Below are 13,953 nucleotides of genomic sequence, written 5' to 3'. Positions count from 1 at the left end.
GGTGTTCTCTTAGATGTCGACGTCGGCCAGGTTGCCCTTTTCTTCGAGCCAGCTGCGCCGCTGGCCCGACTCGCCCTTGCCCATCAGCATGTCGAACATGCGCACCGTGGCCTCGACGCCCAGCTCGCCGCAGTGCACGGCCATCAGGCGGCGCGTGTCGGGGTTCATGGTGGTGTCCCAGAGCTGCTCGGCGCTCATTTCGCCCAGGCCCTTGAAGCGGCTGATGCTCCATGAGCCTTCGCGCACGCCCTCGTTGCGAAGCTTGTCGAGCGCCGCCTCGAGCTCGCCCTGGTCAAGGCAGTACAGCTTGCGCACCGGGCGCTTGCCCAGGGCCGGCACATCGACGCGGAACAGCGGCGGCCTGGCGATATACACGTTGCCGGCCTCGACCAGCCGCGGGAAATGCTTGAAGAAAAGCGTCAGCAGCAAGACCTGGATGTGGGCGCCGTCGACGTCGGCGTCGGAAAGAATGCAGATGCGTCCATAGCGCAGGTTTGAAAGATCGGCCTCGTCGTCGGGCCCGTGCGGATCGACGCCGATGGCCACCGAGATGTCGTGGATCTCGTTGTTGGCGAACAGACGGTCGCGCTCCACCTCCCAGGAGTTGAGCACCTTGCCGCGCAGGGGCAGCACCGCCTGGAACTCTTTGTCGCGGCCCATCTTGGCCGATCCGCCGGCCGAGTCGCCCTCGACCAGGAAAAGCTCGGTGCGCGAGGCGTCGGACGATTCGCAGTCGGTAAGCTTGCCGGGCAATACCGCCACGCCCGAGCTCTTGCGCTTCTCGACCTTCTGGGCCGAACGCGCCCGTGCCTGGGCCTGGCGAATGGCGGTTTCAGCCAGCTTCTTGCCCAGGTCGACATTGGCATGCATGGCCAGCTCGAGCGCATTCTTGACGTAGCCGCCCACCAGGCGCACTGCGTCACGGCTGTTCAGCCGCTCTTTGATCTGGCCCTGGAATTGCGGGTCGAGCACCTTGGCCGACAGTACGAAACTGGCGCGGGCAAACACGTCTTCGGGGAGCAGGCGCACGCCCTTGGGAATGAGGCCGTGCAGCTCGGCGAAGGACTTGACCGCGTTGAACAGGCCTTCGCGCAAGCCGGCCTCGTGCGTGCCGCCTGCCGGGGTGGGAATGAGGTTGACGTAGGATTCGCGCACCACATTGCCCTCGGTGGTCCAGGCCACCGCCCACTGCGCGCCCTCGCCCTCGGAAAAATTCTCGTCGTCTTCGCCGGCGTACTGGCGGCCTTCGAACAGAGGCACGATCTTCTCGGCATCGGCCAGCGCCTCGTTGAGATAGCCCTTGAGGCCGTCCTCGTATTGCCACTGCTGGGTTTCGCCGGTTTTTTCAACGGCCAGCACGACCTTGATGCCGCCCAGCAGCACGGCCTTGCTGCGCAGGGAATGAACCAGCTCGGCCGCGGGAATGGCCGCGCTGTCGAAATACTTGGGGTCGGGCCACACCCTTACGCGGGTGCCGCTTTTGCGGCGCCCGACCGAATCGGTCTCGGCAAGGGGCTGGGCCACCTCGCCGCCGGCGAACACCAGCTGATGCTCTTTTCCGTCGCGCCACACGGTGACCTCGAGGCGTGAAGACAAGGCATTGGTGACCGACACGCCCACGCCATGCAGGCCGCCGGAAAAGGCATAGGCGCCGCCGCTTTTCTTGTCGAACTTGCCGCCCGCATGCAGGCGGGTAAAGACGATTTCAACCACCGGCACCTGCTCTTCGGGATGCAGCCCCACGGGGATGCCGCGCCCGTCGTCTTCGACCGAGATGCTGCCATCGGTGTGCAGCGTAACCTTGATCTGCTTGCCGTACCCGGCCAGCGCCTCGTCGGCGGCGTTGTCGATGACCTCTTGCAGTATGTGCAGGGGATTGTCGGTGCGGGTGTACATGCCCGGCCGCTGGCGCACGGGCTCCAGGCCTTTCAAGACCCGGATGGACGCCTCGTCGTAACGTGATGTAGCCAAAATGTCCCCAAATTTCGGTGGATGAAAAAACAGTATTTTACGGACATCGCCGGGCCGGACGTCAACCGCGGGGCAAGAAGCATGTGCGAACCGGCAATGAAAGCAGCCCGCGACAGGCCCGATTTCGGGTGCCGACGGCGCCGCATTCGCGCGGCGGGAATATACAGTACCCGCCCGAGAGTGGTATGCTTGGAAAAATCGACAAAAACCGGCGCCCCCATCAATAAAACCAACGTTCCAGCCAGGTTCCCGCCAGCGGGCTTTTTCTAACCAGAAAGCAAATGGCTGCAAGCGAACGGCCGGGGAAACCCACGGTTTGTCATCCGCACTGTTTAGCATCCACTCCATCCATCCTTATCACTATGAGCGAATTAATACGAAACGTAAGCGATGCCAGCTTCGAGGCCGAAGTATTGCAAGCCAACGGGCCGGTCCTGGTCGACTACTGGGCCGCATGGTGTGGCCCCTGCAAGATGATCGCCCCGCTGCTCGACGAAGCCGCCAAGCAGTATGAAGGCCGTGTTACAATTGCCAAACTCAACGTCGACGAAAACCCCGACACAGCAGCCAAGTTCGGTGTCCGCGGCATCCCCACCCTCATGTTGTTCAAAGACGGCAAAGCCGCCGCAACCAAGGTGGGCGCACTGTCCAAGTCCCAGCTGGCCGCCTTCCTCGACGAATCCGTCTAACCCCGACCATCGCCTTGCGCGCGGGCTCGTCTTGAGCCCGCCACCCACTTTGCACGACTCCCCTTCTTCCTTCTCATGCACCTCACAGAACTAAAAGCGCTGCACGTTTCGCAGTTGCTCGAAATGGCCTCGAGTCTCGACATCGACAACGCCAGCCGCCTGCGCAAGCAGGAGATCATGTTCGCCATCATGAAAAAGCGCGCCAAGCAAGGCGAGCAGATCTTCGGCGACGGCGTGCTCGAGGTCCTGCCCGACGGCTTCGGCTTTCTGCGCTCGCCCGATACCTCGTATCTGGCCAGCACCGACGACATCTACATCTCGCCTTCGCAGATACGCCGCTTCAACCTGCATACCGGAGACTCGATCGAAGGCGAGGTGCGCACGCCCAAGGACGGCGAGCGCTATTTCGCCCTGGTCAAGGTGGACAAGGTCAACGGCATGCAGCCCGAGGCCATCAAGCATCGCATCATGTTCGAGAACCTGACGCCGCTGCATCCCGATCAGGTCATGACGCTCGAACGCGACATCAAGAGCGAAGAAAACATCACCGGCCGCATCCTCGACATCTTCGCGCCGCTGGGCAAGGGCCAGCGCGCCCTCATCGTTGCCAGCCCCAAGTCGGGTAAAACGGTGATGATGCAGCACATCGCCCACGCCATCACCACCAACTATCCCGACGCCACCATGATCGTGCTGCTGGTCGACGAGCGTCCTGAAGAAGTCACCGAGATGCAGCGCACGGTGCGCGGCGAAGTGGTGGCCTCCACCTTCGACGAACCCGCGACCCGCCACGTGCAGGTTGCCGAAATGGTCATCGAGAAAGCCAAGCGCCTGGTCGAGCTCAAGAAAGACGTGGTCATCCTGCTCGACTCCATCACCCGCCTGGCTCGCGCCTACAACACCGTGGTGCCCGCATCGGGCAAGGTGCTTACGGGCGGCGTCGACGCCAACGCGCTGCAGCGCCCCAAGCGCTTCTTCGGCGCCGCGCGCAACATCGAAGAAGGCGGCTCGCTTACCATCATCGGCACGGCGCTTATCGAAACCGGCAGCCGCATGGACGAAGTCATCTACGAAGAATTCAAGGGCACCGGCAACTCCGAAGTCCACCTCGAGCGCCGCCTGGCCGAAAAACGCGTCTATCCGGCCATCAACCTGAACAAATCCGGCACGCGCCGCGAAGAACTGCTCATCAAGCCCGAACTGCTGCAAAAGGTCTGGGTGCTGCGCAAGTTCATCCACGACATGGACGACGTCGCCGCCATGGAATTCATCCTCGACAAGATCCGCGCCACGAAGACGAACGCCGAATTCTTCGACATGATGAAGAAATAATCACCACATTTGTTGACAACACCGCTGGGCCCGCGCGGGTTCGGCGCGCACCACAGAGCACCACTTGATGACACTACCTACACTGAATCAATTCCTCGATCACGTCCAGGCCCGCGACCCTCATCAACCCGAGTTCATGCAAGCGGTCAAGGAAGTCATGGGCTGTCTGTGGCCCTTCATCGAACAGAACCCCCGCTATGGCGAAATGGGCCTGCTCGAACGCCTGGTCGAACCCGAACGAGTGATTCAGTTCCGTGTATCGTGGGTCGACGACAAGGGCCAGGTGCAGGTCAACCGCGCCTTCCGCATCCAGCACAGTTCGGCCATCGGCCCCTTCAAGGGCGGCATGCGCTTCCACCCTTCGGTCAATCTTTCCATTCTCAAGTTCCTGGCCTTCGAGCAAACCTTCAAGAACGCCCTGACCACCCTGCCCATGGGCGGCGGCAAGGGCGGCTCTGATTTCGATCCCAAGGGCAAGTCCGACGCCGAGGTCATGCGCTTCTGCCAGGCGCTCATAGTCGAGCTGTACCGCCACCTGGGGCCCGACACCGACGTGCCCGCCGGCGACATCGGCGTGGGCGCACGAGAAGTCGGCTTCATGGCCGGCATGATGAAAAAACTGTCCAACTCGTCGGCCAGCGTGTTTACCGGCAAGGGCATCACTTTCGGCGGCAGCCTTATCCGTCCCGAAGCCACCGGCTACGGCACCGTGTATTTCGCTGAAGAAATGCTCAAGCACATGCGCCAGTCGCTCGACGGCCTCACGGTCTCGGTCTCGGGCTCGGGCAACGTCGCCCAGTACGCCATCGAGAAGTGCATGCAGATGGGCGCCAAGGTCGTCACGGTCTCCGATTCGCACGGCTGCGTGGTCGACAAGGCCGGTTTCACCCCCGCCAAGCTGGCCGCCCTCATCGAGCTCAAGACCGTGCGCCGCGAACGCCTTGAAACCTTTGCAAAAGAACAGGGCCTGATCTATGAAGCCGGCAAGCGCCCCTGGCACGTTCCCGTCGACGTCGCCCTGCCCTGCGCCACCCAGAACGAACTCGAGCTCGAAGACGCCCAGACCCTCATCAAGAACGGCGTGCGCTGCGTGGCCGAAGGCGCCAACATGCCCACCAGCCTCGATGCCGTCGACGCCTTCATCCACGCCGGCGTGCTGTACGCCCCGGGCAAGGCCAGCAACGCGGGCGGCGTCGCCGTGTCGGGCCTCGAAATGAGCCAGAACGCCCTGCGCCTCAGCTGGAGCCGCGACGAAGTCGAGACTCGCCTGCATGCCATCATGCGCGACATCCACGAAAGCTGCGTGCGCTACAGCGACCAGACGCCCGGCAAGCCGGTCAACTACCTGAACGGCGCCAACATCGCGGGCTTCGTCAAAGTGGCCGACGCCATGCTGCAGCAAGGCGTGTACTGAACCCGTACTGGCCTTACTAAAATCGGCGGCGGGCCTCGGCCCAGCCGCCGTTTTTCATTCCAGCGCCCGGCCCGCAGCCATGATCAGCGCCCATTCTTCGCCGAACCGGCCACCGCGCCGTTGGGCTTGCCATTGAACTCGCCCGCGTCGTGCAGGCCGTTGCGGGCCGCGTCGTCCAGCTCCACGCCCTGGCCTTCTATGCGCCCCTTAGGGGCAACGGCCTCCTGCGACTTGCCTGTCGGCGCCGACACCTCGTTCAACTGAGGCGCGTTGAGGTCGCCCGACACGTCGTAATGCGCCGTCATGGCCTTGGACAGCGGCTTGCTCAGCAGCCATTGCGTCACAAAGGCGCCCAGGCCCACGATGGGATTGATCGCAATACCCGCCGCCACGGTCGCCCCGCTGACGTCCAGCCGGGGCACCACCATGGCCTGCAAGTCTATTTTTTCGGTCTTCAGGTCTACGTCGCCCCCGATGCTGATGGTGGCCACCGGCCCTGTGACGCGATAGTCGTTGGTCGTCATGACGCCGTCGCTGATGTGCAGCGTGCCGGCCACGCGGTCGAAGGGAAACCCCTCTTTGAAGATGGAAGCGGGATTCATGCTGAAGGTCGCCAGCCTTTGCAGCGACTGCAGCGACAGAAGCTCGAGCAGGCGGGCCGAGCGCGAGTTGAGCGTGCTGAAACGCCCGTTCTCCAGTTCGAAGCGCAACTGCCCGTTCAGGTCGGAACGATCGAAGCGCCAGGGCATGTTGCGCCATTCTATGCGCCCCTTGATCGTGCCCTTGCCGCCCTCCAGCACGTTCTTCATGTCGATCTGGTCCAGGAAGGCGCCCAGGTCGCTGAAGCTGGCATCGGCGTCCAGGGTGAGCCCGCGCTCGCCTCCCGCCAGCCTCCAGATGCCCGATCCGTGCAACTGGGCGGTGGGGCTGGCAAGGCTGAGCTTGTTCAGGCGCCAGAAACGGCCTTGCTGCTCGTTGACGCCCTCGACCGCCAGGCTGCCGACGGAACGGCCGTACAAGGTCAGCTTGTCGACCTTGAGGCTGACGGCGGGAATGTCCGCGCTGCCGTCCCATGAGCCGTCTTCTTCGGCCGCTTCCAGCATGGCGTCGGACGGCTGGGAATCGCGGCTGGAATCGGTCTCGGCCTTCGCATCGCCCAGGGCCAGGCGGTCGAAGCGCGCGTCCACCTTTCCGGCCGTCGTCGCATCGGCCTGGTTCCAGTACACCGTGCCCGCCGTCAGGGCCGAGGCGACGTCCATGCGCCAGCGCAGCGGCCGTTCACGCAGCGCCGTCAGCGTCGCTGCTTCGAGCTGCAGGCCGTAAAGCGCCATGCTGTCGGCCTGCAGCCTCAGCCGCTGCAACGGCGGGAATATCTCGCTCTGCGGCTGCTCGCCGCCTGCGGCGTTGCCAGGCAAAGGGGCCGAGAACTCATCGATGATGGCATTCCATTCGTTGACGTCGATGCGCCGATGGCGCACATCGACGGCCAGGCCGGCATCGGGCAGCTTCTTGGGCAGGGCCGTGCCCACGGCTCCCGACACGAAATAAGGCCCTTCCTTTCCGTTCCGGCGCCGCAGGAACTGCGCCTTCATCGTCGGGCCCAGCGCAACCTTCAGGATCATGCCGCCGGCCGAAGAGGCCGGCGTCCACTGCACCTCGAGCTTGCCGGCCGCCCCCGCCGGCTTGCCCACGGGTTCGGGCAGGTCGATGGCCAGTTCGCGCAGGCTGCTCTGCGCGGTCATTGCGTATCGGCCCGAAGGCTCCCGGCGCATGCGGGCCGTGTAGTCGAGCGTTCCGTCCAGACGCTCCATGCCCTTCATGCCGACGTACTGCCGAAGCGCCTCGGCGCCGATGCGGCCGCTCATCTCCAGGCCCTTGCGCCCTCCGCCCAGGCCACCCCGGAAACTGGCCGGCCCGTTCAAAAAGCTGGCCTTCAGGCCATCGGCGCTGAAGCCCGTCTCGGAGAATTCCAGCGTGCCCCGCAGCTGTTCAAAGGGCGGTGCCAGCGGCTCCAGCGCAAGCTTCCCGCCCCCAAAGCGCACCGCTCCCCGCACCCGGGTGTCGTCGACATTCAGCAGCGGTATGGTCAGGCCCAGCGGAACCTCCCATTCGCCGTCGGCCTGGGCCGGATCAAGAAAGCCGTCGAGCAGGCGCTGCAGGGGCGAATGCCGGATCAGGGCCAGATAGGCCTGCGCGGGCGCACGGGTCTGCCCCTCGATGTTCAGCACCGAATCGCGCTCTATGTCCGGAATATGGGCCCGCACGTCGCGCAGCTCGATGACATGGCCCGCGGCGGGCTCCACGATGGCTTCGTCGGCCACCAGGCGCAGATCCACCCGGTCCAGCGCGACCCGCCCCTTTACCTGGCGCAGCGCGGGCCAGCTTTCTTCGCCGGACCGGCTGGGCGCGTAGTCGATGACCCCGTCGCGGAAACTGCCCTCGATGCGGAAGCGACCCGGTCCGTCGCCGAAGGGAAAATCCTGAAGGTCACCCTGCAGCAGCGCGGCCGCGTTCTCTATTTCGCCATCCAGCAGGCCGTCGATCAGCCACTCCCGCGCTTCCAGGTTGACGCTGGTGGGCATGTAAAGATCGATGCCGTCGAGGCTTGCGCGATGGAACACGCCCCGGATGTCGGCCAGCCCGCCGGAACCCGAGCCCCCCTCCTTCCAGCTGCCGCTCCATTGCAGGTCCATGTCCCGGTTGATCACACGGGCATTGTCGAAACGCACCGCCAGTCCTTGGCCCGCGTCGCGCAGCAAGCCGCCCCGCGTCTCGATGTGGTCGAAGGCAAGCTCGTGGTCGAAGATTTCGGGCGTGTTCAGCACCATGCCCTTGGCGTCGAACCAGAAATTCACCGGTGCACCGTCTTCGCCTGCCGGGTGGCCGGCTCCTTCCGGGCCGGCGGCACGGTCATGCCCGGCACCCTCCGATTGTGTTGCATCGGAAGGCGCCGGCTCGGGCGCCGCCAGCGCCTCGAATGCCTCGAGCGCGCCGATATAGCCCGGCCAGGAGCCGTCCAGGAACAGCTCGGCCGTACTGGCGCGCACGGTGCTCTGCTCACCCAGCCGCCAATGGCCGTCCCGTATATTGACCTGGGCCGCCACGCGCTCGGGCCGTGATCTTGCGAAGCCCAGCCACCACTGCGCCGAAACCCTGCCCGACTCCATATGGCCGGGCACGTCCAGCCAGGGCCGCCACTGCGCGGGCGACATGCCCTCTATCCGTACATAGAACATGCCCGCCCAGGCCATGGGGTCGTCCGCGGCCAGGCCGGCGTCGGCGTGATCGAAGCGGGCGCGCATCTCGAAACCCTCGCCCAGCGCCCCGGAAGGCGTGGCGCTGAGCAGCAGGGTGTGCTTGCCGGGCTCCGAGGCCAGGCCCAGGGTGACGGCGGTAAGCCGAAGCGGCGCGGCGCTTCGTGTTTCATCGCGCCATGTGATGGCCGCGCCGCGCAAGGCCACGCGCGGCTGCCGGGCCAGCCATTGCACCAGCGGATGGTCCAGGCTGAGTTCGGGCGATTCATCGACGTCGTCCCGGCCGACTTCCTTGCCCAGCGCCCAGATGCGTCCCTGGGCGTCGCGCCGGGCCTCGATGTCCAGCCCCGACGCCTCGATGTAGGAAAAGCTCGGTACCCCCGAGAACAGGCCCTGCCAGCTGAGCACGGCGCGAATGGTGGGAAGCTTGAGCACCTGGCTGCCCCGCTCGTCGAAGACGGCCACGTCGTCGAGCCGCAGGCGCGGATGCAGCCCGGCCCAGCCGGCTTCTATATGTCCCAGTTCGATGCGCGTGTCGAGCGCCGAGGAAAGCGCGGCCTGGATGTCGGGCCGCCAGTGATCGATGTTGGGCAGAACCCCGTGCCGGACGACGAGAAACAGCGCCGCGACCGACAGGTACAGGACCAGCGCCGTTCGGCCCAGTACGCGAAGCAATGCGGAAGTTCGAAACACGGGTTGAGTAGCCAGTACGGGGGAATATGCAGTATCTTTTCAGACCTTATACCTGAAAATCCGACTATCGTCGCGACAAGCCCTCCCTCATGACTGCAAGCTCCCAGCTGTCCAAAGCCCTGGAATGGTCCGGTGCCCTGCGCCGCAAGACCGGTTCGAACCCAGCCTTCACCACCTGGCTGGAACAAGCCAGCCTGCAAGCGGTGGACGCGGCGGCCATCCAGGCCTGGTTCGACGAGCTGCGCAGCGGCACCCCGCCCGGCCCCGCCATGCCCGTCGCCGAAGCGCGCCGGGTGCTGCGCCAATTGCGCCAGCGCGTGTTCTACGCCCTGATGGTGCGCGACATCAACGGCCAGGCGCCGCTGGCCGAGGTGGTCGAAGCCACCAGCCACCTGGCAGACCGGGCCATTGTCCAGGCTTACCAAAGCGTGGCCGCCGACCTGGCCGGCACCCATGGCGCGCCGCTGGACCCCGGCACGGGCCAGCCCCAAGAGATGTTGATCATCGGCATGGGCAAGCTGGGCGGAAAGGAACTGAACGTGTCGTCCGACATCGACCTGGTCATGCTGTACGGGGAAGAAGGCGAAACGACGGGCCGGCGCAAGATCAGCCATCACGAATTCTATGGCCGGCTCGTCCAGCGCATGATGCCGGTGCTGTCCGAGCCCGACGCGGACGGCCAGGTGTTTCGCACCGACCTGCGCCTGCGGCCCGACGGCGATTCGGGCCCCCTGGCCTGGAGCCTGGACGCCCTGGAGCATTATCTGGTGGCCCAGGGCCGCGAATGGGAGCGCTATGCCTGGCTGAAGGGCCGCCCCATCGCGGCCTGCGCCTTCGAAGGCAGCGACCGCCGGCCGCAGATAGCGCAGCTCGAGTCGCTGCGCGTGCCCTTTGTATATCGCAAGTATTTCGATTTCGACGCGCTGGCCGCGCTGCGCCAGCTGCGCGAGCGCATACGCGAGGACTGGCAGCGGCGCGCCCAGGCGCGCACGGGCGTGGACGCCACCCACAACATCAAGCTGGGCGACGGCGGCATCCGCGAGATCGAATTCATCGTGCAACTGAACCAATTGATACGCGGCGGCCGCATGCCCTCGCTGCAGAAGCGCGGCCTGCTGGCCGCCCTGCATCGCCAGAAAACCGCCGGCGTGATGCCCGAAGCCATCGCCGACCAGTTGCAGGCCGCCTACTGCTTCCTGCGGCGCACCGAACACGTGCTGCAATACCGCGAAGACGAGCAGACCCATCTGCTGCCCTTCGACCCGGCCCTGCGTGAACAGCTGGCCCACGCCATGGGCATGGCGCCGGCCGAGTTCGAGGAAACGCTGGCCGCGCACCGGCTCTTCGTCAACCAGACCTTCCGCAACGCTTTCCGCCTGGCCGGCATGGGCGAGGCCGACGATGAGGATGAAGCCTCTCCGGCCCCGGCGCCCGGCTGCAGCCTGAGCGACTACGTGGACGGGCAGTTGGGCGAACATGCCAACTCGCTGAACCAGCGCATCGAAACCCTGCTCGATACGCATCGCATACGCAGCCTGCCCGCCAACAGCCGCAAGCGCCTGGACGCCCTGCTTCCGGCCCTGGTCGATGCCGCCGCCAAAACGCCCGAACCCGAGCAGACCGCCGTGCGCCTGCTCGACCTGATCGAGCACATTGCGCAGCGCAGCGCCTACTTGGCATTGCTGGCCGAATACCCCGAGATCCTGGCGCGCGTCTCGCGCATCGTCGGCGCCAGCCCCTGGGCCTCTCAATACCTGTGCCAGTATCCCCTGCTGCTCGACAGCCTGATCGAATGGCACTCGCTGATGTCGCCCCTTGACCTGGCCGCCCACGCCAGGAACCTGCACGACGAGCTGGACGCATCGGTGTTGCCCGACGGCAAGCCGGACGTCGAGCAGCAGATGAACCTGATGCGCGACCTGCAGCGCCAGCTCAGCTTTCAGCTGCTGGCCCAGGACCTGGCCGGCGTGCTTACCGTCGAACAACTGGCCGACCAGCTTTCGGGGCTGGCCGACATGCTTCTTGAAGAAACCCTGCATCGCGTCTGGCCCCTGATCCAGCCACGGGGCACCCCAGCCGGCGGCACCCTGCCCCCGCCCCGCTTCGCCATCATCGCCTATGGCAAGCTGGGCGGCAAAGAGTTGGGCTATGCCTCTGACCTCGACCTGGTCTTCCTGTATGACGACCCCCGTGAAGACGCCGCCGAGCTCTACGCCAAGCTGGGGCGCCGCATGGCCTCGTGGCTGTCCACCATGACCTCGTCCGGGCGGCTCTACGACATCGACCTGCGTCTGCGGCCGGACGGCGATGCCGGCGTGCTGGCCGTGTCGCTCGAGGCGTTCTCGCAATACCAGCTCGGCCACGCCTGGCCCTGGGAGCACCAGGCCATCACCCGCGCCCGCTTTGCCGCCGGCGACCGCAAGGTGGGCGAGCGCTTCGAGGCCGTGCGCCGCGAAATCCTGCTCGCCCCGCGCGACTCCCAGAAGCTCAAGCAGGACGTGCGCGCCATGCGCGAGAAAATCAGCGCGGGCCATCCGAACCATTCGCTGGACTTCGATCTCAAGCACGATCGCGGCGGCATGGTGGACGTCGAGTTCGTGACCCAGTACCTGGTGCTGGCGCATTCCCGCCAGTATCCCGTCCTGGTCGACAATCTGGGCAACATCACGCTTCTGAAGCTGGCCGGCGAGCATGGCCTGATACCCCAGCAACTGGCCACCGAGGTTTCCGATGCGTATCGGGTGTTTCGCCGCATGCAGCATGCGCTGCGCCTGCAAGGCGCCGAGAAGGCCCGGGTATCGCCCAGTCTGCTGGCCTCTGAACGCGCCTGCGTGCGCTTGCTCTGGAACACCGTCATCGGCGAATGATGCCGCCGCGCCGCGCGGGGCACTTACTCGCGGGCGAAGTCCGCAGGGATTGTGCAAGGCATTACAATCGGCCAGTATCTGACTCCAGTAACGCAACGACGGGCAAGACGTGATCCAACACTACGACTACATCGCCATCGGCGGCGGCAGCGGCGGCATCGCGTCCGCCAACCGCGCCGCCATGCACGGAAAGAAATGCGCGCTGATCGAAGCCAAAGAGCTCGGCGGCACCTGCGTCAATGTGGGCTGCGTGCCCAAGAAGGTCATGTGGCACGCGGCGCAGGTCGCCGAGGCCATTCATCACTACGGGCCCGACTACGGCTTCGACGCCACGCTGAACCGCTTCGACTGGGACACCCTGGTCAAGAACCGCAGCGCCTATATTGACCGCATCCACGCCTCGTACGACACCGTGCTGGACAAGAACCAGGTGGACGTGATCCGGGGCTGGGCCCGCTTCGTCGATGCCCACACCATCGAAGTCGACGGCAAGCGCTACACGGCCGACCATATCCTGATCGCCACGGGCGGGCGCCCCGTGCGCCCCGACATTCCCGGCGCCGAGCACGGCATCGACTCCGACGGCTTCTTCGCCCTGCCCGCGCTGCCCGCGCGCACCGCCGTAGCGGGGGCCGGCTACATCGCCGTGGAACTGGCCGGCGTGATGAATGCCCTGGGTTCGGAAACCCACCTCTTCGTGCGGCAGCATGCGCCCTTGCGGAATTTCGACCCGCTGCTCAGCGAAACCCTGGTCGAAGTGATGCAGGCCGAAGGCCCCGCGCTGCACACCCACTCCGTACCCAAGTCGGTGTTAAAGAACGCCGACGGCAGCCTGACCCTGCAGCTGGAAAACGGCGAAAGCCACACCGTCGACTGTCTCGTCTGGGCCGTCGGCCGCGAGCCTTATACGGCCCACCTCAACCTCGAGGCCGCGGGAGTGCGCTTGAACCCCGGCGGCTACATCGAGGTCGACAAATACCAGAACACCAATGTGCCCGGCATCTACGCCGTGGGCGACATCACGGGCCAGATCGAACTCACCCCGGTGGCGGTGGCCGCCGGGCGCCGCTTGTCGGAACGGCTGTTCAACAACAAGCCCGACGAGCACCTGGACTACAGCAATGTTCCCACGGTGGTGTTCAGCCACCCGCCCATCGGCACGGTGGGCCTGAGCGAGCCCGAGGCGCGGGCCAAGTTCGGCGATGAGGCGGTAAAGGTGTATCGCTCTTCGTTCACGGCGATGTACACGGCGGTTACCCAGCACCGCCAGCCGGCGCGCATGAAGCTGGTCTGCGTGGGGCCCGACGAGAAGATCGTAGGCATACACGGCATCGGCTTCGGCATGGACGAAATGCTGCAGGGCTTTGCAGTGGCCTTGAAAATGGGCGCCACCAAGAAAGACTTCGACGACACCGTGGCCATACATCCCACCGCTGCCGAAGAATTCGTGACCATGCGCTAACGTCTTTTTTGTCTGCATCGCCCCTTGATTGCGGGGCGTTTGTTCTTGCACCGTTCCTGCGTTGGGTATTTGGCTGCGACGGCTTGTAAGGGCGTTGGTTCTCGAGCCGGTCCTGCGCTTATGCATGGGCTGCGGTGGTGTTTGTTCTAAACCCGTTCCTGCGCTGCGGGGTATGGCTGTTCCGGGCGGAGCCGGTCGGCCCTTCGGGCCCGCCTGTCCGCATCCTCCGGGCCTTCGCCCTCCGTTCTGCGGCGCCTGGCTCGACCGCCAA

At 65.3% G+C, this 13,953-nt stretch carries 7 protein-coding genes; 5 read left to right on the top strand and 2 right to left on the bottom strand.

The window, feature by feature from the left end; translation table 11 throughout:
* Positions 1–9: 9 nt before the first annotated feature.
* On the bottom strand, positions 10–1,971 hold the full coding sequence (locus C7440_RS15320; RefSeq protein WP_026068116.1) for a DNA topoisomerase IV subunit B: 1,962 nt from the start codon (positions 1,969–1,971) through the stop codon (positions 10–12).
* Positions 1,972–2,333: 362 nt separating this feature from the next.
* On the opposite strand from C7440_RS15320, the gene trxA reads away from it, so the two are divergent.
* The 3 genes from trxA to gdhA all read left to right on the top strand — a co-directional run bounded on the left by trxA (position 2,334) and on the right by gdhA (position 5,406).
* Positions 2,334–2,660: a thioredoxin TrxA gene (gene trxA / locus C7440_RS15315; RefSeq protein ID WP_017525318.1), complete on the top strand. Its 327-nt coding sequence runs from the start codon at positions 2,334–2,336 to the stop codon at positions 2,658–2,660.
* A gap of 75 nt (positions 2,661–2,735) precedes the next feature.
* Positions 2,736–3,992 (top strand): transcription termination factor Rho, encoded by a 1,257-nt coding sequence (gene rho / locus C7440_RS15310; RefSeq protein WP_017525319.1) that lies wholly within the window; start codon positions 2,736–2,738, stop codon positions 3,990–3,992.
* A gap of 67 nt (positions 3,993–4,059) precedes the next feature.
* Positions 4,060–5,406 carry an NADP-specific glutamate dehydrogenase gene (gene gdhA, locus C7440_RS15305; protein ID WP_116519142.1) on the top strand — a complete coding sequence of 449 codons (1,347 nt, stop codon included), beginning with the start codon at positions 4,060–4,062 and terminating at the stop codon, positions 5,404–5,406.
* Between the two features lie 83 nt (positions 5,407–5,489).
* Here gdhA and C7440_RS15300 read toward each other — a convergent pair whose 3' ends face one another.
* Positions 5,490–9,353 carry a YhdP family protein gene (locus C7440_RS15300; RefSeq protein WP_133244301.1) on the bottom strand — a complete coding sequence of 1,288 codons (3,864 nt, stop codon included), beginning with the start codon at positions 9,351–9,353 and terminating at the stop codon, positions 5,490–5,492.
* Positions 9,354–9,442: 89 nt separating this feature from the next.
* Here C7440_RS15300 and glnE point away from each other — a divergent pair, with 89 nt between their 5' ends.
* Together glnE and gorA are read left to right on the top strand one after the other, a co-directional pair.
* A complete protein-coding gene (glnE, locus tag C7440_RS15295) occupies positions 9,443–12,220 on the top strand; it encodes a bifunctional [glutamate--ammonia ligase]-adenylyl-L-tyrosine phosphorylase/[glutamate--ammonia-ligase] adenylyltransferase (protein ID WP_116519140.1) in 2,778 nt (925 codons plus the stop codon).
* A 112-nt stretch (positions 12,221–12,332) separates the two neighbouring features.
* Entirely contained in the window at positions 12,333–13,682 is a 1,350-nt protein-coding gene (gene gorA, locus C7440_RS15290) for a glutathione-disulfide reductase (protein ID WP_209300333.1), read from the top strand.
* The last annotated feature ends 271 nt before the right edge of the window (positions 13,683–13,953 follow it).

The organism is Pusillimonas noertemannii (assembly GCF_003096595.1).
GTDB lineage: Bacteria > Pseudomonadota > Gammaproteobacteria > Burkholderiales > Burkholderiaceae_B > Pusillimonas > Pusillimonas noertemannii.
This window is presented reverse-complemented; position numbering and strand designations above follow the sequence as displayed.

Bases quoted from the DNA above. Each gene is read 5' to 3' on its own strand.
- trxA (WP_017525318.1), top strand. From the start codon at position 2,334: ATGAGCGAATTAATACGAAACGTAAGCGATGCCAGCTTCGAGGCCGAA.
- rho (WP_017525319.1), top strand. From the start codon at position 2,736: ATGCACCTCACAGAACTAAAAGCGCTGCACGTTTCGCAGTTGCTCGAA.
- gdhA (WP_116519142.1), top strand. From the start codon at position 4,060: ATGACACTACCTACACTGAATCAATTCCTCGATCACGTCCAGGCCCGC.
- glnE (WP_116519140.1), top strand. From the start codon at position 9,443: ATGACTGCAAGCTCCCAGCTGTCCAAAGCCCTGGAATGGTCCGGTGCC.